General features: G+C 72.5%; 18 protein-coding genes and 1 pseudogene. 15 read left to right on the top strand and 4 right to left on the bottom strand.

Annotation, left to right across the window (positions count from 1 at the left end; all coding sequences use genetic code 11):
* Nucleotides 1-26: 26 nt before the first annotated feature.
* Both D9V37_RS00760 and D9V37_RS00755 read left to right on the top strand, forming a co-directional pair.
* Nucleotides 27-1,064, top strand: a pseudogene (locus tag D9V37_RS00760) (2-oxoacid:ferredoxin oxidoreductase subunit beta); the annotation flags it as partial.
* A 278-nt stretch (nt 1,065-1,342) separates the two neighbouring features.
* A complete protein-coding gene (locus D9V37_RS00755; protein WP_121804229.1) occupies nt 1,343-1,717 on the top strand; it encodes a hypothetical protein in 375 nt (124 codons plus the stop codon).
* 61 nt (nt 1,718-1,778) lie between these two features.
* On the opposite strand, the gene D9V37_RS00750 is transcribed toward D9V37_RS00755, so the two are convergent.
* Nucleotides 1,779-3,158, bottom strand: coding sequence for an NAD-dependent succinate-semialdehyde dehydrogenase (locus D9V37_RS00750; RefSeq protein ID WP_121804228.1), 1,380 nt, complete (start codon nt 3,156-3,158; stop codon nt 1,779-1,781).
* 62 nt (nt 3,159-3,220) lie between these two features.
* Here D9V37_RS00750 and D9V37_RS00745 point away from each other — a divergent pair, with 62 nt between their 5' ends.
* A complete protein-coding gene (locus D9V37_RS00745) occupies nt 3,221-5,536 on the top strand; it encodes an arylsulfatase (protein ID WP_198412307.1) in 2,316 nt (771 codons plus the stop codon).
* 25 nt (nt 5,537-5,561) lie between these two features.
* On the opposite strand, the gene D9V37_RS00740 is transcribed toward D9V37_RS00745, so the two are convergent.
* Complete coding sequence (locus D9V37_RS00740) at nt 5,562-6,281, bottom strand: IclR family transcriptional regulator (RefSeq protein ID WP_158604334.1); 720 nt, start codon at nt 6,279-6,281, stop codon at nt 5,562-5,564.
* Nucleotides 6,282-6,429: 148 nt separating this feature from the next.
* Between D9V37_RS00740 and D9V37_RS00735 the strand changes: the two genes are divergently transcribed.
* From D9V37_RS00735 to D9V37_RS00695, 9 genes are all read left to right on the top strand, one after another.
* Nucleotides 6,430-7,998, top strand: a complete 1,569-nt coding sequence (locus tag D9V37_RS00735) for an ABC transporter substrate-binding protein (protein ID WP_198412306.1) — start codon at nt 6,430-6,432, stop codon at nt 7,996-7,998.
* A gap of 9 nt (nt 7,999-8,007) precedes the next feature.
* Complete coding sequence (locus tag D9V37_RS00730) at nt 8,008-9,039, top strand: ABC transporter permease (protein ID WP_232524668.1); 1,032 nt, start codon at nt 8,008-8,010, stop codon at nt 9,037-9,039.
* The gene (locus tag D9V37_RS00725) at nt 9,036-9,914 is read left to right on the top strand and encodes an ABC transporter permease (RefSeq protein WP_121804225.1); all 879 of its coding nucleotides are present in this window, start codon (nt 9,036-9,038) and stop codon (nt 9,912-9,914) included. The genes D9V37_RS00730 and D9V37_RS00725 overlap by 4 nt, the downstream gene beginning before the upstream one ends.
* On the top strand, nt 9,911-11,713 hold the full coding sequence (locus D9V37_RS00720) for an ABC transporter ATP-binding protein (protein WP_198412305.1): 1,803 nt from the start codon (nt 9,911-9,913) through the stop codon (nt 11,711-11,713). Before D9V37_RS00725 ends, D9V37_RS00720 begins: the two co-directional genes overlap by 4 nt.
* Before the next feature lie 32 nt (nt 11,714-11,745).
* Nucleotides 11,746-12,795 carry a serine hydrolase domain-containing protein gene (locus D9V37_RS00715; protein WP_147455827.1) on the top strand — a complete coding sequence of 350 codons (1,050 nt, stop codon included), beginning with the start codon at nt 11,746-11,748 and terminating at the stop codon, nt 12,793-12,795.
* A gap of 91 nt (nt 12,796-12,886) precedes the next feature.
* The gene (locus D9V37_RS00710; RefSeq protein ID WP_232524667.1) at nt 12,887-13,786 is read left to right on the top strand and encodes a BKACE family enzyme; all 900 of its coding nucleotides are present in this window, start codon (nt 12,887-12,889) and stop codon (nt 13,784-13,786) included.
* Nucleotides 13,787-13,794: 8 nt separating this feature from the next.
* Nucleotides 13,795-14,739: a 3-hydroxyacyl-CoA dehydrogenase NAD-binding domain-containing protein gene (locus D9V37_RS00705; RefSeq protein WP_121804223.1), complete on the top strand. Its 945-nt coding sequence runs from the start codon at nt 13,795-13,797 to the stop codon at nt 14,737-14,739.
* Nucleotides 14,732-15,193 carry a thioesterase family protein gene (locus D9V37_RS00700; RefSeq protein ID WP_232524666.1) on the top strand — a complete coding sequence of 154 codons (462 nt, stop codon included), beginning with the start codon at nt 14,732-14,734 and terminating at the stop codon, nt 15,191-15,193. Before D9V37_RS00705 ends, D9V37_RS00700 begins: the two co-directional genes overlap by 8 nt.
* Entirely contained in the window at nt 15,190-16,077 is an 888-nt protein-coding gene (locus D9V37_RS00695; protein WP_121804222.1) for a formylglycine-generating enzyme family protein, read from the top strand. Before D9V37_RS00700 ends, D9V37_RS00695 begins: the two co-directional genes overlap by 4 nt.
* Here D9V37_RS00695 and D9V37_RS00690 read toward each other — a convergent pair.
* On the bottom strand, nt 16,074-16,457 hold the full coding sequence (locus D9V37_RS00690) for a rhodanese-like domain-containing protein (protein ID WP_121804221.1): 384 nt from the start codon (nt 16,455-16,457) through the stop codon (nt 16,074-16,076). The two genes, D9V37_RS00695 and D9V37_RS00690, sit on opposite strands and share 4 nt — an antisense overlap.
* A 54-nt stretch (nt 16,458-16,511) precedes the next feature.
* Here D9V37_RS00690 and D9V37_RS00685 point away from each other — a divergent pair, with 54 nt between their 5' ends.
* The 3 genes from D9V37_RS00685 to D9V37_RS00675 are packed head-to-tail and all read left to right on the top strand — an operon-like array spanning nt 16,512 to nt 19,104.
* A complete protein-coding gene (locus D9V37_RS00685) occupies nt 16,512-17,744 on the top strand; it encodes an NAD(P)/FAD-dependent oxidoreductase (protein WP_121804220.1) in 1,233 nt (410 codons plus the stop codon).
* Between the two features lie 7 nt (nt 17,745-17,751).
* Complete coding sequence (locus D9V37_RS00680) at nt 17,752-18,165, top strand: hypothetical protein (RefSeq protein WP_121804882.1); 414 nt, start codon at nt 17,752-17,754, stop codon at nt 18,163-18,165.
* A gap of 12 nt (nt 18,166-18,177) precedes the next feature.
* Entirely contained in the window at nt 18,178-19,104 is a 927-nt protein-coding gene (locus D9V37_RS00675; protein ID WP_121804219.1) for an NAD(P)/FAD-dependent oxidoreductase, read from the top strand.
* Nucleotides 19,105-19,109: 5 nt separating this feature from the next.
* Here the strand turns inward: D9V37_RS00675 and D9V37_RS00670 are convergent, their stop codons facing one another.
* Nucleotides 19,110-19,991, bottom strand: coding sequence for an SDR family oxidoreductase (locus D9V37_RS00670; protein WP_121804218.1), 882 nt, complete (start codon nt 19,989-19,991; stop codon nt 19,110-19,112).
* Between the last annotated feature and the right edge of the window lie 25 nt (nt 19,992-20,016).

Below are 20,016 nucleotides of genomic sequence, written 5' to 3'. Positions count from 1 at the left end.
CCCGAACAACGCCGCGAGGACCCCGCATGACCATCGACCTGCCGCTGCCCGGCCTTCGAGGTGTCCCCACCTCCGAGGAGCCGCAGAACCGCAAGGAGTACACCTCCGACCAGGAGGTCCGCTGGTGCCCCGGCTGCGGCGACTACGCCGTGCTGGCCGCCGTCCAGGGCTTCCTGCCCGACCTCGGCCTGCGCCGGGAGAACATCGTCTTCGTCTCCGGCATCGGCTGCTCGAGCCGCTTCCCGTACTACCTCGACACCTACGGGATGCACTCGATCCACGGCCGCGCCCCGGCCATCGCCACCGGCATCGCCACGGCTCGCGAGGACCTCTCGGTGTGGGTCGTCACCGGCGACGGCGACGCGCTGTCGATCGGCGGCAACCACCTCATCCACGCGATGCGGCGCAACATCAACATGACGATCCTGCTGTTCAACAACCGGATCTACGGCCTGACCAAGGGCCAGTACTCCCCCACCTCCGAGCCCGGCAAGATCACCAAGTCGACGCCCGTCGGGTCGGTCGACCACCCGTTCAACCCGGTCTCGCTGGCGCTGGGCGCCGAGGCGACCTTCGTCGCGCGCACCATCGACTCCGACCGCAAGCACCTGACCTCGGTGCTCCAGGCGGCCGCCGCCCACCGCGGCACCTCGCTGGTGGAGATCTACCAGAACTGCCCGATCTTCAACGACGGCGCGTTCGACGCGATCAAGGACAACGACACCAAGGCCGACGCGATCATCCCGCTGGTGCAGGGCGAGCCGATCCGCTTCGGGATCGACGGGTCGAAGGGCATCGCGCGCTCTGCCGACGGCGGGGTCGAGGTCGTCGCCGGCGACCACCCCGACCTGCTGGTCCACGACGCCCACCGCGACGACCCCTCCACCGCGTTCGCCCTCTCCCGGCTGACCGACGCCGGCGTCTTGCAGCAGACCCCGATCGGCGTCTTCCGCCAGGTCGAGCGCGCCACCTACGACGACCAGGCCCGGGCCCAGGTCACCACCGCCCGCGCCGAGCTCGGCGACGCCGAGCCGGCCCAGGCGCTGGGGCAGCTCATCGCGGGCGGGGANTTTGCCGGGCACCCGGCAAAACCCCGAGAAATTCGGTCCAGAAACGGTCGCGGGGACGAGTTTCGTGCAGACGCCGCCCGGTTCATCCCGTTCGCGGCCTCGCCGCCGCGGACGGTCACGAACGCTGCCGCGGGTGACCGCGATTCCCCGCACGTGCGAGGAATGACGGCGACGGAGCAGGAAATTCCGTTGTCCACACCCGCGATTCCTGACCCCGCGCGCCTGATCGGTCCGACCGGCGCGGTCAGGGTGCACTGGTTACGGTGCTGGGCATGGAGGAGATGCGGGCCCGCCGGGTGGTCGACGCGCTGCGCGAGCTGGGGACCGACGCCGACGTGGCCCGGGTCGGCGTCCATCAGTTCGGGGTGACGGTCCGCCTGCCCGACGGCCGCGAAGCGGTCTGGGACTCCGACGGCACGATCTCGCTGGAGGCGCAGGTGATGCGCAACGGGATGCTGGTCGGGTTCGTCCCGGAGATCGAGGGTTCAGCCGGCTTCACCGAGGAGCAGGTGATCGAGGCGATCCGCAGCACCGACTACGACGCCCCCATCGCCACCCGCAAGAAGAGTGCGCCCGCCCCCGAGCCGGCGCTTCCGCCCAAGGGCGGGCTCTACCACCGGTTCCTCGAGGGCCTGCGCTGGCGCTGACCTCCGCGTCACACACCCGTCCCATCATTCCCCGGACGTGCGGGGAATTGCGGGCGTCCCCTCAGCGGCCCTTGCTCACCCGCACCAGCTTCTTGTTCGCGAACTCGTCGAGCCCCCAGGGGCCCAGCTCGCGGCCGAACCCGGAGCGCTTGACGCCGCCGAAGGGCAGGCCGGGCAGCGTGGTGCCGTGCTCGTTGACGAAGGCCATGCCGACGTCGAGGCGCTCGGCCACGGCCTGGGCGGCGTCGGCGTCGGCGCCCCAGACCGAGCCGGACAGGCCGTAGCTGGAGTCGTTGGCCAGGGCGACCGCCTCGTCGGCGTCGGCCACGCGGTAGACGACCGCGACCGGGCCGAAGAGCTCCTCGCTCCAGGCTCGCATCTGCGGCGTGACGTCGGTGAGGACCGTCGGCTCGACGAAGGCGCCGGGGCCCTCGACCGCCTTTCCGCCCGCGCGGACGGTGGCACCGTGCTCGACGGCGTCGTCGACCTGCTCCAGCAGGGCGTCGGCTGCGGACCGTGAGCTGAGCGGGCCCATGCGGACGTCGGGGTCGGTGGGGTCGCCGGGAGTGATCTTCTCGAACGAGGCGGCCAGCTTGTCCACGAACTCGTCGAAGACCGGGTCGGCCACGAGCATCCGCTTCGGGGCGTTGCAGGCCTGGCCGGCATTGCCGAGGCGGGCCCGGCTGGCGGCCTTCACGACGGCGTCGACGTCGGCCGACTCCAGCACGATGAAGGGGTCGGAGCCGCCCAGCTCGAGGACGACCTTCTTCAGGTTGCGCCCGGCGATCTCGGCCACCGCGGCGCCGGCGCGCTCGCTGCCGGTCAGCGAGACGCCCTGCACGCGGGGGTCGGCGATGACGGTGGCGATCTGGTCGTTGTCGGCGAAGAGGTTCTGGTAGGCGCCGGCCACGACGCCGGCGTCGCGCATGATCTCCTCCACCTGCAGCGAGGAGCGCGCGCAGATCGGCGCGTGCTTGAGCAGGATCGCGTTGCCCAGCAGGAGATTGGGCGCCGCGAAGCGGGCGATCTGGTAGTGCGGGAAGTTCCACGGCATGATCCCCAGCAGCACCCCGACCGGCGTCCGGCGCACCACCGAGCTGTCGGCGCCGGGCACGTCGAGCACCTCGTCCTCGAGCATCGCGGGACCGTTGTCGGCGTACCAGGCGTAGATCATCGAGCACAGCTTCAGCTCACCGGCCGCCTCGGCCACCGGCTTGCCCATCTCGACGGCGACGGTGCGGGCGAGCTCGTCGGCGCGCTCGTCGTAGGCCTTGGCGACGGCGCGCAGCACGTCGGCCCGCTCGGAGACCGACACCTCGCGCCAGGCCTCGAAGCCGGTCTGCGCCTGGGCCAGGGCCTGCTCGAGACCGTCGGCGGTGACGGTCTCGAACTCCTCGACGGTCTCGCCGGTGGCCGGGTTCTGGGTGACGAAGAGGCTCATGACCCCGACTCTACGGCGGGCCGGTTCGACGCGGGATCCGGCGAGGGTCCACCATGCGTGGCGTGCCACCACCGGGACCCGACCGTCGTCATCTGCCCCTCGACGTCGCCGGCCTCCCGGTCGAACCCGTGGCGGCACCCCAGGGCGCCCCGAACGTGCTGCTGGTGGTCATCGACGACATGGGCTTCGGCGCGTCGAGCCCCTACGGCGGCCCCTGCCAGCTGCCCACCGCGCAGCGTCTGGCCGACGGCGGCCTGCGCTACAGCCGCTTCCACGTCACGGCGCTGTGCTCCCCCACCCGGCAGGCGCTGCTCACCGGACGCAACCACCACTCCGTGGGGATGGGCGTGACCACGGAGATGGCCACGAGCCACCCGGGCTACACCGGCTTCCGGCCGGCCAGCGCCGGCACGCTCGGCCAGATCCTGCGCGGCAACGGCTACAGCACGGCCGCCTTCGGCAAGTGGCACCAGACGCCGCCGGTGGAGGTGACCCAGGCCGGCCCGTTCACCCGCTGGCCCACCGGCGAGGGCTTCGAGACCTTCTACGGGTTCATGGGCGCGGAGATGAACCACTGGTACCCCCAGCTCTACACCGGCACCACACCGGTGGAGCCCGACCGGCTGCCCGAGGAGGGCTACCACCTCACCGAGGACCTGGTCGACCACGCGGTCGACTGGGTGCGTACGCAGCAGTCCCTCACCCCCGACCGGCCGTTCTTCGCCTACCTGGCCCTCGGCGCCACGCATGCGCCTTTCCACGTCGCGCAGGAGTGGGTCGACCGCTACGCCGGCCGCTTCGACGCCGGTTGGGACGCGATGCGCGAGGAGATCCTCGAGCGACAGAAGGCGCTGGGCGTGGTGGCGCCCGACACCGTGCTCGCGCCGTGGGCCGAGGAGGTGCCGCACTGGGACGAGCTGGACGAGGCCGCCCAGCGCGTCGCAGTGCGGCTGATGGAGGCCTACGCCGGGTTCGCCGAGCACGCCGACCAGCAGGTCGGCCGGCTGGTGCGTGCGCTGGAGGAGCTCGAGGTGCTCGACGACACCTTGGTGGTCTACCTGCTCGGCGACAACGGCGCCTCGGGCGAGGGCGGGTTGGAGGGCACGATCCGCGAGCACCTGGTCGGGCACGGCATCGCCGACGACATCGCCGACATGGACGCACGGCTCGACGACATCGGCGGCCCGCAGAGCTACGCGATGTACCCGGTGGGCTGGGCGCTGGCGATGAACACGCCCTACCAGTGGACCAAGCAGGTCGCCTCCCACTTCGGCGGCACCCGCGACGGGCTGGTGGTGCAGTGGACGAACGGCATCGCCGCGCGCGGCGAGATCCGCCACCAGTTCCACCACGTGATCGACGTGCTGCCCACGATCCTCGAGGCGGCCGGCGTCCCCCAGCCCGACAGCCTCTCCGGGGTGGCGCAGCAGCCGGTCGAGGGCACGTCGATGCGCTACAGCTTCGACGACCCGGACGCGCCGGAGGCGCGCACCACGCAGTACTTCGAGATGGTCGGCAACCGCGGCGTCTACCACGAGGGCTGGACGGCGGTCACGCGTCACGGCGTGCCGTGGAAGATGACCGAGGAGCCGCGGCCCTTCGACGCCGACACCTGGGAGCTCTACGACACCGGCACCGACTGGTCGCAGGCCCACGACGTGGCCGCCGACGATCCCGAGCGCCTGGCGCGGCTGCAGGCGCTGTTCGACGCCGAGGCCGAGAAGTACCAGGTGCTCCCGCTGGACGACCGGGTCACCGAGCGCGAGAACCCCGAGCTCGCCGGACGCTACGACCTGCACCACGGCCGCACCCGGATGCTGCTCGGCCCACACAGCGGCCGGCTGTCGGAGGAGGCCGCGCCGAACGTCAAGAACCGCACCCACCGGATCACCGTGCGGCTCGACATCCCCGCCGACCACCCGCCCCAGTCCACCCAGGGCGTGCTCGTGGCCCAGGGCGGCCGCTTCGGCGGCTGGTCGCTCTACGTCGTCGACGGTCGGCCCTGCTACGCCTACAACCGCTACGGCAAGGACCTCACCGTCGTGCGGGCCACCGAGGTGCTCTGGCCCGGCGAGCACGAGGTGGAGCTGCAGTTCGACTACGACGGCGGCCCGCCCGGCAGTGGTGGCGAGGCGGTGATCGTGCTCGACGGCGACCTGGTCGGCCGCGGACGGGTCGAGGAGACGACCGCCTACTACTTCGCCTTCGACGAGACCTTCAACGTCGGCATCGACCGGGGCAGCCCGGTGGTCGACGACTACCCGGCACTGCGCAACTCCTTCACCGGCGAGATCCGCCAGGTGGTGGTCGACCTGGCGCCGGGCACCGCGCTGGACGCCGAGGCCGAGGCGCTGCTGGCCAGCCGGATCCGCGACTAGGCCCGCCCCGGTCTCAGCCCCGGTCTCAGCCCGGCGCCAGCTGGTCGGCCGCGGCGCGGACGACCTCGGCCAGCGCGGGGAACCGCTCGGCGCCCACGCGGGGCGGTGGCCCCCAGATGCTCACGACCGCCAGCAGCCGGCCCACCGGGTCGACGACGGGGGCCGAGACCCCCCAGGCCGACTCGTCGAACTCGCCGCGACAGGTGGCGTAGCCGCGCTCGCGGCACCGGTCGAGGTCCGCGCGCAGCCGGCGGCGGTCGGTCACCGTCGCCGAGGTGAAACGTTCCAGGCGCCGCGGCAGCAGCCGCTCGACCTCCTGCTCGGCGGACCAGGCCAGCACGACCTTGCCCGTGGAGGTGGCGTGCAGGCTGAGCGGCCGGTCGACCCAGGTCACCGAAACGACGGCGGCGGGCGCGGCCTCGTCGACGTAGGTCAGCACGCCGTTGCGCAGCTGGGCCAGCGCGGCGGTCTCGCCGGTCTGCAGCGCCACGTGCTCGAGCACCTCGTGCACCTCGTGGAGCACGGCGTCCAGACCGGCCGTGCGCACCAGGTCGACGATCCCGGCGCCCAGGCTCCACCGGCCGCTGGCCGGGTCCTGCTCGACCAGTCCGTGCCCGCGCAGGGTGGACAGGATCCGCCAGGCGGTGGCCCGGTTGACACCACAGGTCCGGCCCAGCGCCGTCGTGCCGGCACCGACCGCCTTGGCCTCGGCCACCGCGCGCAGCAGCGACGCCGCCCGGTCCACGGACTGCACTCGGAAGGAGGACCGGTCTGGACCACTAGGGGCGGAAGACGTCCGCGGGGTCACGGTTCGGGCAACCACCAAGATCCCTCCTTGACCGCGGGTGAGAGATGGACCACCGTGTGTTCGCATCCTAGACGGAGGTGTTCGTATGGCGAACAACGAGATTCTCGACAGTGCCCGGTTCTCCCGACGCGACATCTTCCGCATGGGCGGCGTCGCCGCTGCGGCGGTCGGCGGCAGCCAGCTCCTCGCCGCGTGCGGCGGCGGCTCGAGCAGCGGCGGCAGCGGCGGCGGCTCGGGCGGCCTGCTGATCCACGGCACCAGCGGCGGCAGCAGCAAGGACACCCTCGACGCCCACAGCCCCGTGCAGTCGGCCGACATCGCCCGCATCAACAACCTCTACGAGCCGCTGCTGTTCTGGGACGACAACTACCAGATCGCACCGGCGCTGGCGGAGTCCATCGAGCCGTCCTCGGACGCCAAGACCTGGACCGTGAAGCTGCGCAAGGGCGTCACCTTCCACAACGGCAAGGACGTGACGCCCGAGGACGTCCTGTTCTCCATCAAGCGCGTCGCCGACCCCAAGAACCCCCGCTCCGCCGGCGCCGGCCTGTCGACCTTCATCGACTTCGACGGCACCAAGAAGGTCGACGACAGCACGGTCGTCATCGCGCTCAAGACGCCCTACGCCGTGCTCGACTGGCTGTTCGCCGAGTACACCTTCGGCATCGTCCCCACCGACTACGACCCGAAGAACCCGGTGGGCACCGGTGCCTTCAAGTACAAGTCCTTCACCCCGGGCAAGCAGAGCGTCTTCGAGCGCTACGACGGCTACTGGGGCGACAAGGCCAAGGTCGACCAGCTGCAGATCCAGGACTTCGCCGACGCCAACGCCTTGGTGAATGCGCTCTCGGCGGGCCAGATCCAGACCATGGACAACCTGCCGTACAACCTGATGAGCTCGGTGAAGAAGACCGGCAAGATCGTCGAGGCCGAGACCGGCGCCTGGGTCCCCTTCACGATGCGCGTCGACCAGAAGCCGTTCAGCGACGTCCGCGTGCGCCAGGCGATGCGGCTGATCTGCGACCGCAAGCAGATGATCGAGCAGGCGCTCTCGGGCGAGGGCAGCCTGGGCAACGATCTCTACGCGCCGTTCGACCCCTCCTTCGCCAGCGAGCTACCCCAGCGCGAGCAGGACATCGACCAGGCCAAGTCACTGCTCAAGGCGGCCGGGCAGTCCGACCTGTCGGTGCAGCTGTTCACCGGCGACGACATCGGCTCGGTGGCCACGGCCAGTGCCTCGCTGTTCGTGCAGCAGGCGGCCAAGGCCGGGGTCAAGGTCAGCGTGGTGAAGAAGAACCCGTTCTACGGCGACGACTACCTCAGCTACACCTTCGCCCAGGACTTCTGGAACACCCGCAACTACATCCCGCAGGCCGCGGTGTGCGCGCTGAAGAACGGCACGTACAACGAGACCCACTTCAACAACGACAAGTTCGCCGGACTGATCGCCTCGGCCCAGGCCGAGACTGACGAGGCCAAGCGCAAGACGCTGCTGCAGGACGCCCAGGAGATCGAGTACAACGAGGGCGGCTACATCATCTGGGGCTTCCGCAAGCAGGTCGACGCGACGTCGTCGAAGGTCTCCGGGGTCAAGCCGAGCAAGTACCTCCCACTGGGCAACTACAAGTTCAACACCGCGTCGGTCTCGAGCTAGGGCGGGGTCGTGACCGACGTCGTCGTCACCGACGCGCTGGAGGAGGTCGCCCCGCCATCGGGCCGTCACGGCGCGGCGGCGTGGGCGTCCTGGTTCGCGCGCCGCATCGGGCTGGCCGTGCTCACGTTGTGGCTGGTCTCGATCCTCGTCTACGTGGCGACGTCGTCACTGGGCAACCCGGTCAAGGCGATCCTCGGTCGTGACTACCTCGCCGACAAGGCACGCGCGGCGCAGCTGACCTCGCAGCTCAACCTCGACGAGCCGCTGGTCACCCGCTACCTCCACTGGCTCGGCGGCCTCTTCACCGGCGACCTGGGCACCTCCATCGCCAGCCAGCGACCGGTCAGCGAGCTGATCGGCAGCAACGTGGTCAACACCTTGGTGCTGGTGCTGGTCTCGGCGATCGTCATGATCCCGGTGGCCTTCGGCATCGCGATGCTCTCGGCCAACTACCGGCGACGGCGCCCAGACACCGTCATCCAGACCATCCTGCTCACGCTGGCCGGTCTGCCGGAGTTCGTCATCGGCATCTTGCTGGTGGCGGTGTTCTCCACCACCGTGTTCCACCTGCTCCCGGCGGTCACCCTCGTCGCCGCCGGCGGACACCCGTGGGACCAGCCGAAGGCGATGGTGCTGCCGGTCGCCACCTTGGTGCTGGCCGTGGCGCCGTACGTCTCGCGCATCGTGCGCTCGACGCTGCTGGAGGTGCTCGACAGCGACTACGTGGAGCTGGCGCGGCTCAAAGGCATCCCCGAGCGGGTGGTCATGCGCAAGCACGCCCTGCTCAACGCGCTCGTGCCCGGCATCCAGGTGATCGCCCTGCAGCTCGCGTGGCTGGCCGGCGGCGTCGTGGTCGTCGAGACGCTCTACAACTACCCCGGCGTCGGCTTCCAGCTCGTCGACTCCGTGCGCAACCACGACGTCTCGATGGTGCAGGCGCTGAGCATGATCATCGCCGCCATCTACGTGCTGGTGAACCTGATCGCCGACGTCCTCTCCATCCTGCTCACCCCCCGCGCGAGGACGGCGATCTCGTCATGACCGCCGTCTCCGAGCCCACACCCGGGCCCTCGCCGGCCCCCGCGCCCGCCGAGAAGTCGACGCTGCGTCGCGCCCTGGACCAGAAGCGGTTCACCGTCGGCCTGACGATCACCGCGATCATCGTGCTGCTGGCCGTGTTCGGGCCGCTGCTGGCCCCCCACGGCCAGAACGAGGTGGTCGGCCCGACGTTCTCCAGCAAGGGCCTCTTCGGCACCGACTACCTGGGACAGGACGTCCTCACGCGGCTGCTGTACGGCGGCCGGGTCATCCTGCTCATCTCGCTCTTCGCCACCCTGCTCGGCATGGTGCTCGGCGTGCTCATCGGCGTCGTCGCGGCCTACGCCGGCGGCTGGTGGGACGAGGTGATCATGCGGCTCAACGACGTGACGCTCGCGTTCCCGCAGATCCTGCTCTCGCTGGTCGTGCTCACCGCAGTCAACCAGCCGCGCGCCTGGATCATCATCATCCTGGTCGGCATCTCCCACGCCCCGCGCGTGGCCCGGCTGGCTCGCGGCGTCGCGCTCGGCATCGTCTCGCGCGACTTCGTCTACGCCGCCGAGGCGCTGGGCGAGAGGCGCTCGCGCGTGATCCTGGCCGAGGTGCTGCCCAACATGAGCGCGCCGCTCCTCGCCGAGGCGGGGCTGCGCCTGACCTACTCCATCGGTCTGGTGGCCGCGCTGGGGTTCCTCGGCTTCTCCACCGACCCGAACGCCGCGAACTGGGGCCAGATGATCAACGAGAACCGCCTCGGCCTGACCATCCAGACCTGGGCCGTGCTGGCGCCGGTGCTCATCATCGGTCTGTTCACCGTCGGCACCAACCTGATGGCCGACGGTGTCGCCCAGGTCGCCCAGCGCGGAGGGGGATCGGAGTGAGCGCCACGGTGAGCAGCGACCGGGAGCGGGCCGGCACCGGCATCGCGGTGCAGAACCTGCGCATCGGGCTCACCGCCCGGCCGGGCGTCGACGTCGTCGACGACATCGACCTGGTGCTCAAGCCCGGCGAGGTGGTCGGGCTGGTCGGCGAGTCCGGCAGCGGCAAGACCACGGTGGGCACCGCGCTCCTCGGCTACACCCGCGCTGGCGCGCTGATCGAGAAGGGCAAGGTCCTCTTCGAGGACAAGGACGTGCTCGGCCTGCCCTGGCAGCAGGTGCGGCAGCTGCGCGGCGAGGAGATCGCCTACGTGCCGCAGGACCCGGCCGCGGCGCTCAACCCCAGCATCCGCATCGGCAAGCAGATCGTCGAGCTGCTCGAGCTGCGCGGCATCGGCACGCCCGCCTCACGGCTGCAGGGCGCGCGCGACGGGCTGGCCGAGGTGGGCCTGCCCAACGACGACGAGTTCCTGCGCCGCTACTCCCACCAGCTCTCCGGCGGCCAGGTGCAGCGGGTGGCGCTGGCCATGGCCTTCCTGCCGAAGCCGAAGGTGCTGGTGCTCGACGAGCCCACCACCGGCCTCGACGTCACCACCCAGGGCATGGTGCTGCAGACCATGGGCGAGCTGTGCCGCTCCCACGGCGTCGCGGCGCTCTACGTCACCCACGACCTGGCCGTCATCTCCAACATCGCCGACCGGGTCGCGGTCATGTACGCCGGCCAGATCGCCGAGCTCGGGCCACGCGAGACCATCTTCGGCCAGCCGACCCACCCCTACACGCGCGCCCTGCTGGACTCGATCCCGCACCTGAGCCAGGCGCGGGCGCTCACCGGCATCCCCGGTCGTACGCCGGCGCCGGGCGCGCGACCCGACGGCTGCCGGTTCCACGACCGCTGCTCCTACGCCATCGATGAGTGCTCGGCGGGTGTGCCCGAGCTGCGCGAGGTGGCCCCGGACCACCTGGTGCGCTGCATCCGCAGTGAGCAGATCGGCCACTGGGACATCTCCCGGGGCACGGTGCCGGACTCCGACCCCAACCAGCACCGTGAGCCGATCCTCACGCTGGGCGACCTCAAGGTCTTCTACGGCCACACGGAGGTCGTGCACGGCGTCAGCTTCGAGGTGGGCAAGGCCGAGGTGGTCGCGCTGGTCGGCGAGTCCGGCAGCGGCAAGACCACCATCTCGCGCTGCGTCGGCGGGCTGCACAAGGAGTGGACCGGCTCGATCACCTTCGAGGGCAACGAGCTGGGCAAGGGCTCGCGCTCGCGCAGCGCCTCGGACCGCAAGCGCGTGCAGTACATCTTCCAGAACCCCTACCTGTCGCTGAACCCGCGGCTGACGATCGAGCAGATCGTGCGACGGCCGATGGAGCTGTTCGGCCTCGCCTCGGGCAAGGAGGCCACCGACCGGGTGGTCGCGCTGCTCGACCAGGTGGCGCTGGGCCCTGCGGTGCTGCGCTACCAGGCCAGCCGGCTCTCCGGAGGCGAGCGGCAGCGGGTGGCGATCGCGCGAGCGCTGGCCGCCGAGCCCGACCTGCTGGTCTGCGACGAGATCACCTCGGCGCTCGACGTCTCGGTGCAGGGCTCGATCGTGGCGCTGCTGGAGGACCTGCGGCAGACGCGCGGCATCAGCATGCTCTTCGTGACCCACAACCTGGCCCTGGTGCGCTCCATCGCCAGCCGGGTGCAGATCCTCAACGCGGGCAACGTCGTCGAGTCCGGCTTCGTGGTCGACGTGATGGACCGCCCGCAGCAGGAGTACACCCAGCGGCTGCTGGCCAACAGTCCCAGGATCGACTGACGTCCAGCCAGCAACGGCCCCGCCTCTCCGTGATGAGGTTCGTCGACCCGCAGGAGGACGCCTCCCGGCGGCACGAGGTCGTGCGCGCGAGCGCACCGCGTCCGCTGGAGCGGGCGCCGCGCGAGATCGACGTCGAGATCCCCGGCGCCGGGCGCTCGCGCCCGTTCGCCGACTGGGTCACCGAGACCCACTCCACCTCGCTCCTGGTGCTCAGCGGCGGCAGCGTCGTGCACGAGTGGTACGCCGACGGCGTGGGGCCGGGCTCGCTGCTGCTGGGGGCGTCGATGACCAAGTCGGCGCTGGCCCACCTGGTCGGCCGGGCGGTGGGCGCGGGCTCGTTGCGCGTCACCGACGTCGTGGGCAACCTGGTGCCCGAGCTGGCCGGCAGCGGCTACGCCGGCTGCACCGTCGAGCACCTGCTGACGATGACCACCGGCACCGCCTGGACCGAGGACCACCGCGACCCCGACGGACCCGCCACCCGGCTGGTGGCCTGCTTCGGCGGCACGCAGGAGCGCTCGCGCGAGCTGCTGGTGCAGGTGCGTCCCCAGGACCCACCCGGCACGCGGTGGGAGTACAGCACCGCCGACTCCCAGGTGCTCGACTGGGCACGCGAGCGGGCCACCGGGCAGACCTACGCCGAGGCGCTGGGCGACCTGTGGGCCGAGCTCGGCTGCGTCCGCGACGCCGTGGTGGGCGTCGACGTCGCCGGGGTCGCGCTGGCCGGCGGCGGCCTGGCCGCGTGTGCGGAGGACTGGCTGCGGCTGGCCGCCCTGCAGCTGGAGCCCACCGCCTGGGCGCAGGCCTCCTCGACGCCCACGCAGCCCTGGCTCGAGCCCGGCCGGCTGCCGAGCAGCATCACCACCCACGCCGGATTCGGCTATCACTGGTGGCCGCTGAGCGCCGACGGCTCGCGCGTGACCGCCGACGGCAGCCGCGGCCAGTTCGGCTACGCCGACCGCGACCGCGGCGTCGCCGTCGTCAAGACCTCGCTGTGGCCCTACGACGACCCGTGGGTCGACCGACAGCAGCGCGACCTGTCCTACCTCGGTCTCCCCCTCGTGGCAGCGGCCGTTGGCTGAGACCGCCCCACCTCGTCGTCGGCGGTCCAGCACCGTCGCTCCGCCCCCAACTGACTGACTGATCAATCAGCACCATCCTCGGAGGTATCCCGTGAGAGCAGCCATCAACCGCAAGGTCATCATCACCTGCGCCCTGACCGGCGCCGGCGACACGACCGGCAGGTCCGAGCACGTGCCCGTCACCCCGCAGCAGATCGCCGAGTCGGGCATCGCCGCGGCGAAGGCCGGCGCCACGGTCGTGCACGTGCACGTGCGCGACCCCGAGACCGGCCAGGGTTCGCGCGAGACCGCGTTCTACGTCGAGGCCGTCGACCGGATCCGCGAGAGCGGCGTCGACGTCATCATCAACACCACCGCCGGCATGGGCGGCGACCTCTACCTCGACCCGCACGACCCGACCACCTTCGTCGAGGGCACCGACCTGGTCAGCGGCGTCGAGCGGCTCAAGCACGTGGAGAAGGTGATGCCCGACATCTGCACGCTGGACTGCGGCAGCCTGAACTTCGGCGAGGGCAGCCTGGTCTACGTCAGCACCCCCGACATGCTGCGCGAGGGTGCCAAGCGCATCCAGGATCTCGGAGTGCGGTGCGAGATGGAGATCTTCGACACCGGACACCTGTGGTTCGCCAACACCCTGGTGGAGGAGGGGCTGATCGACGCTCCCCCGCTCTACCAGCTGTGCATGGACATCCCCTACGGCGCCCCGGCCGACTCCTCGCTGCTGGCCTCGATGGTGGCGCAGCTGCCCGAGGGCGCGCACTGGGCCTCGTTCGCGCTGGGCCGCATGCAGTTCCCGTGGGTGGCGCAGTCGGTGCTGCTGGGCGGTCACGTCCGGGTCGGGCTGGAGGACAACCTCTACCTGAGCAAGGGCGTCAAGGCCACGAACGCGCAGCTCGCCGACCGGGCGAAGACCATCGTCGAGGCCATGGGCTCCTCCGTGGCCACGCCCGACGAGGCCCGCGAGATGCTCAACCTGCGGCCACGGTCATGAGTCGGGGCATGACGCCGCCGATCGCGGTCGCCGACGTCCGCACCGTCTGCTGCGCCGGGGTCGGCGTCATCGGCGGAGGCTGGGCGGCGTACTTCCTCGCGCGCGGGTACGACGTCGTCGCCTGGGACCCGGCGCCCGGAGCCGACGATCGGCTGCGGCACGTCGTCGACGCCGCGTGGCCCGCGCTCACGGAGCTGGGCCTGGCCGACGGGGCCGACCGGTCACGACTGCGCTTCGAGCCGGAGCTGGACAAGGCGCTGGCCGGCGCCGAGTTCGTGCAGGAGAGCGCGCCGGAGGACCTCGAGCTCAAGCGCCGGCTGCTCGCCGACCTCGACGCCGCGGCGCCCGAGGGCGTGGTGATCGGCTCCTCCACGTCCGGCTACGGCATGAGCGAGATGGACACCCTCGCCGACCACCCGGAGCGGCTGGTGGTCGGCCACCCGTTCAACCCGCCGTACCTCATCCCCCTGGTCGAGGTGGTGGGCAGCGAGCGCACCTCGCCGGAGGTGGTGGCCTGGGCGGGCGACTTCTACCGCCACGTCGGCAAGTCGGTCATCACCATGGACCGCGAGGTGCCCGGCTTCATCGCCAACCGGCTTCAGGAGGCGCTGTGGCGCGAGGCGCTGCACATGGTGAACGCCGGTGAGGCCACCGTCGAGCAGATCGACCTCTCGATCACCGACGGCCCCGGCCTGCGCTGGCCGATCCACGGACCGATGCTGACCTTCCACCTCGCCGGCGGGCAGGGCGGCATGGCGCACATGCTCGACCACTTCGGGCCGTCGCTGCAGTCGCCGTGGACCCGGCTGGTCTCGGCCGAGCTCACCCCGGCGCTGCGCGACGCCGTCGTCGACGGCTGCGAGCGCGAGGCCGACGGCCGCTCGATCGACGACCTGGTGGCCGAGCGCGACGCCGGCGTCATCGCGATCCTGCGGGCGCTGGGACGTGCCTGACCCCCTCACCGTCTGGTCCGAGCCGGTGCTGGCGGAGTGGATCGACTACAACGGCCACCTCTCCGAGCCGTACTACGTGCTGGTGCTCGGCCACGCCACGGACGCCGTGATGGACGCGGTCGGGCTGGGGCCGGCCTACCGCGAGGCCGCACAGGCCTCGCTGTACACGGTCGAGGCGCACGTGCGCTACCTCGACCAGGTGGGCCCCGGCGAGCTGCTCGAGGCGCGCTCGTGGGTCATCGGCTCGACGCCGAAGCTGCTGTGGATCTGGCACGAGCTCTACGCCGCGGGCTCGCTGCGCGCGACCGAGGAGATCCTCGGCGTGCACGTCGGCACCGACCCGGACACGGCCACCGCGCGCACCACACCGTTCCCCGCGGAGGTGGCCGCGGCGATCGAGGCCGCCCGGGTGCCGCCCCCGCCGGAGGCGTCGAGGTCCATCCTGGTCTCGTGAGCGAGTGCTGTGCGCCCCGCCGCGACCCGGCGGTGGTCGAGACGGTGATTAAGGATGTTGCGCAGCAACCGTCTCGAAACCCCCACCCCGCCCACGACGGCGCCCGCCTCGTTCCGCTCCCCGGCGGCCGCTTCGCGATGGGCTCCGAGGACGCCGACGTCGTACCCGGCGACGGCGAAGGGCCCGTGCGGTCGGTCGAGGTCGCGCCCTTCGCCATCGACGCCGTCTGCGTGAGCAACGACCGCTTCGCCGCGTTCGTCGAGGCCACCGGCCACGTCACCGACGCCGAGCGCTACGGCTGGTCGTTCGTCTTCGAGGCGTTCGCGACCGCGGAAGGCGACCGAGCCGCGCAGGCGCCGTGGTGGCTGGCGGTGGCGGGGGCCACGTGGCGCAGCCCCGACGGTCCCGGCAGCACCCTGGCGGGCCGCGAGGACCACCCGGTCGTCCACGTCTCCCACGCCGACGCCCGCGCCTACTGCCGGTGGGCGCGGCTGCGGCTGCCCACCGAGACCGAGTGGGAGTACGCCTCGCGCGGCGGGCTGGTCGGCGCCAGGTTCCCGTGGGGCGAGGAGCTGACACCGGACGGCGAGCACCGGTGCAACATCTGGCAGGGCGAGTTCCCGGCCTCGAACACCGTCGCCGACGGCTACGCCGGCACCGCGCCGGTGGCCGCGTACGCCCCCAACGGCTACGGGCTGTTCAACACCTCCGGCAACGTCTGGGAGCACACGGCCGACGTCTGGTCGACGCCGGACACCCGGGTCGTCCGGGGCGGCTCGTACCTGTGCCACGCCTCCTACTGCAACCGCTACCGGGTCTCGGCCCGCACCTTTACCACCGTCGACTCCACCACCGGCAACCAGGGGTTCCGCGTCGCGCTCTAAGCGGTGGGCAGCCCGGCGTCCTTCCAGGCGCGGAAGCCGCCGACGAGGTCGGTCGCGCGGGTGAGCCCGAGGCCCTGCAGCGTGGCCGCGGCCAGGCTGGAGGAATAGCCCTCGTTGCAGACCACCACCACCTGCAGGTCGTAGGCGGCCTCCGCCAACCGGGCGTCGCTGGCGGGGTCGAGCCGCCACTCGAGCACGATCCGCTCGAGCACCACCGCCCCGGGCAGCTCGCCCTCGGCCTCACGATTGGCCTGCGGGCGTACGTCGACGAGCATCGCGCCGTCCTGCTGTGCCTGGAGGGCCTGGTGGGGGTCGAGGCGGTCCAGCCGGCTCCGCGCCTGGTCCAGCAGCTCCTCGATGCTCCGGCCCGGTGAGGTCATGCCCCGAGCCTGGCAGGGGTGCGTCAGCCGCGCTCGGCTGGGTACCGGTCCGCCGTGGACGCCGACGTCGTGGTGGTGGGCGCCGGACTGGCCGGGCTGCGGTGCGCCGCAGCCCTGGTCGAGGCCGGTCGCGAGGTGGTGGTGCTGGAGGCGGCGGACGCGGTCGGCGGCCGGATCCGCACCGACCGGGTGGACGGCTTCCTGGTCGACCGGGGCTTCCAGCTGCTCAACCCCGCCTACCCCGCGGTCCGCCGGTGGGTCGACGTCGACGCGCTGGGGCTTCAGGCGTTCGGCGCCGGGGTGGTGGCCGCGACCGAGCAGGGGCGGGTCATGCTCGGCCATCCGCTGCGCGAGCCCGGTCTGCTGCCGGGCACGCTGGCCAGCACGCTGACCCGTCCCGGCGAGGTGCTGGGCCTGCTGCGGTGGGTGGCGCCGCTGCTGCGCCCCCACCGAGGCCCACTCGCCCGGGTTCTGGAGGCCCACGACGACGTCGCCCGCGGCGAGGCGCTCGACCGCGCCGGCGCACGCGGCGTGCTGCGCCGGGTGGTCGACGGGTTCCTGGCCGGTGTGCTCCTGGAGGACGACGGCTCGACCGCCGACCGGTTCGCGCTGCTGCTGGTGTCCTCGTTCCTGCGCGGGGTCCCCGCGCTGCCGGCCGAGGGGATGCAGGCGCTGCCCGAGCAGCTGGCCCGGCCCCTCGGTGCCCGGGTGCGGCTGGGGCACCGGGTCACCGCCGTCGGTCGCTCGCAGGTCAGCACCACCGAGGGCACCTGGCGCGCCCCGCACGTCGTCGTCGCCACGGACGCCGGCGCGGCGCACGGTCTGACCGGCGTCGAGGCGAGGGCCACCAAGGGCGTGGTGACCGTGTGGTGGTCGGCGAAGCGGACCGAGAGCAGCGACCTGCTGCACGTCGACGCCCGCGCCCGGCCGACCGGGCCGCTGGTGAACACCGCGGTGGTCTCGGACGCGGCCCCCAGCTACGCCCCGCCGGACCGCCATCTGGTGCAGGGCTCGGCGCTGCTCGGTCCGGGCCGGGTGGTCGAGGAGCCGGCGATGCGCCGCCACGCCGCGGAGCTGCTCGGCGCCGACGCGCGCGGCTGGGAGGTGGTCGCCCGCCACGAGGTGCCCGACGCGCTGCCCGCGCAGCCGCCGCCGTTCACGACCGCGCGGCCGGTGCGGGTGGGCGACGTCGTGGTCTGCGGCGACCACCGCGACACCGGGTCCATCCAGGGCGCCCTGGTGAGTGGGCAGCGGGCGGCCGACGCGGTGCTCGCGGGCACCGCGTGAGCCGCCGATGACTCCGGTGGTCGCCTTCGCGCTCGCCTCGGCGCTGCACGCGGGGTTCCAGCTGACCGTGACCGTGCTGGTCTACCCCGCGCTGGCCGCGCACGACGCCGCGCAGTGGCCCACGATCCATGGGCGCCACTCCTCGCGCATCACGCCGCTGGTCGGCCTGGTCTACGCGCTGCTGGTCGTCTGCGGCGGCGTGCTCGTGGCCGCCGGGCCCGGCCCGCTCGCCGTCGTCGGGCTGCTCGGCGGCGCCGCGTCCCTCGTCGTCACCGCCACGCTCGCCGCTCCCCTGCACGGTCGGCTGCGGACGCACGACACGACGCGTGTCGCCCGGCTGCTGGTGGTGGACCGCTGGCGGTGCGCGGCGGCGGTGCTCGGCGCGGTCTCGGCCGCCGTCGCCGTGGTGGCGGCCGGGTGATGTGCTGTGGGCATGACTGACGTCGTGGTGGTCGGCGCTGGGATCTCCGGCGTGGCCTGCGCGCGGGCGCTGCAGGAGGCCGGGCTCGCGGTGCGGGTGCTCGACCGTGGCCACCGGGTCGGTGGTCGCATGGCCCGGCACGGGGGTGCCGGCCGGCCCGCCGACGTCGGCGCGTCGTACCTGACCGTCTCCGACGACGCCTTCGCGGCGGTGGTGGACGGCTGGCACGAGGCGGGACTGGCCCGGCCGTGGACCGACACCTTCTGCGTGCTCGGCGACGACGAGCCGCAGCTCAAGCAGGGCCCGGTGCGGTGGGGTACGCCGTTCGGGCTGCAGACGCTGGTGGAGGACCTGGCGCGCGGCCTCGAGGTGACCCGCGAGGACGTCGCCGCCCTTCCCGCGGCCGCCACGGTGGTGTTGGCCATGCCGGACCCCCAGGCGCGGCGACTGGTCCCCGAGGGCCACCCGCTCGCCGACCGGCTGGACCGCGAGTTCGAGCCCGTCCTCGCCCTCACGCTGCGGCTGCCCGAGCGCACCTGGGACACGGTCAGTCCCAGCGGCCACTTCGACGGCGCGTTCGTCTCCGACCACCCCGCGCTGGCCTGGGTGGCCGACGACGGCCGGCGCCGCGGCGACGACGCGCCGGTGCTGGTGGCCCACTCCACCGCGTCGTTCGCGCGCCAGCACCTGGCCGACCCGAACGCCGCCGCCCTCGGCCTCCAGGTGGCCCTGCAGGCGCTGCTGCGGCTGCCCGAGCCCACCTACCGCGCCGTGCAGCGCTGGACCTACGCCCGTCCGGTCGGCGAGCGTGACGAACCGTTCGCATTGGTCGACGGCATCGGCGTCTGCGGCGACGGCTGGGGCGCCTCGCCGAAAGTGGAGACCGCCTGGCTCTCCGGCCACGCCCTGGGACGCGAGCTGGCGCAGCGACTCGCCTGATCGGCTCAGGGCTCCAGCAGCTCGAGGTCGTCGAGCAGGCTCGGGTGGGTCGGCGTCCAGCCGAGCTCCTCGCGGGTGCGGGTGCTCGTGGCGGGCTGGTCGGCGGCGAAGATCGGCCCCAGCTCACCGAAGGTCTCCGGCGGCACCGACTCGACCGGCAGGCCCAGCCGTCGCCCGATCACCGCGGCGATGTCGCGCACGGCGTCACCCTCGTCGGCGACCGCGTGCCAGGCCGTGCCGGCCGGGGCCTGCTCGAGGGCGAGCCGGAAGAGCGCGGCGGCGTCGAGCGCGTGCACGGCCGGCCACCGGTTGCTGCCGTCGCCGGGGTAGCCCGAGCGTTCGCTGCTGCGGGCGATGGTGGTGAGCAGGCCCGCGAAGCCGCCCTCACCGTCGCGGTGCACGGTGCGGGGCAGCCGCACCGCCGAGACCCGTACGCCCTTCTCGGCCAGCGCCAGCGCGGCGTTCACCGAGCGGCCGCGTCCCCCCACGGGCCCGTCGGTGGGGAGCGGGTCGGCCTCGGTGGCCGCCCGCCCCGCGATCCACGGCGTGCCGGAGACCACCACGAAGGGCCGGTCGCTGCCGACGAGCGCCTCCCCGATGGTGGCCACCGCAGCGGTCTCCTCCTCGATCGCGCGCGTCAGCGCGTCAGGTCCGCTGAAGTCGTTCGCGAACGCCAGGTGGATGACGCCCTCGGCCTCGGCGGCGGCTGTGCGCACGGCGTCGAGGTCGGCGATGGAGCCGCGGACCGGGGTGGCGCCGGCCCCGGTGGCAGCGGCGGCCGAGGCGTCGGACCGGGTGAGCACGGCGACGCGGTGACCGTGGCCGATGAGCTCGGCGACGACCGCCGAGCCGACGAGCCCGGTGCCGCCGGTGACGAAGACCTGCATGGTGACTCCAGTCAGTGATGGGATA

Origin of the sequence: Nocardioides mangrovicus, from assembly GCF_003674065.1 — a bacterium.
In the GTDB taxonomy this organism is placed as follows: Bacteria; Actinomycetota; Actinomycetes; order Propionibacteriales; family Nocardioidaceae; genus Marmoricola; species Marmoricola mangrovicus.
The sequence above is the reverse complement of the archived record's forward strand: the minus strand, read 5'-3'. Positions and strand labels throughout refer to the sequence as shown.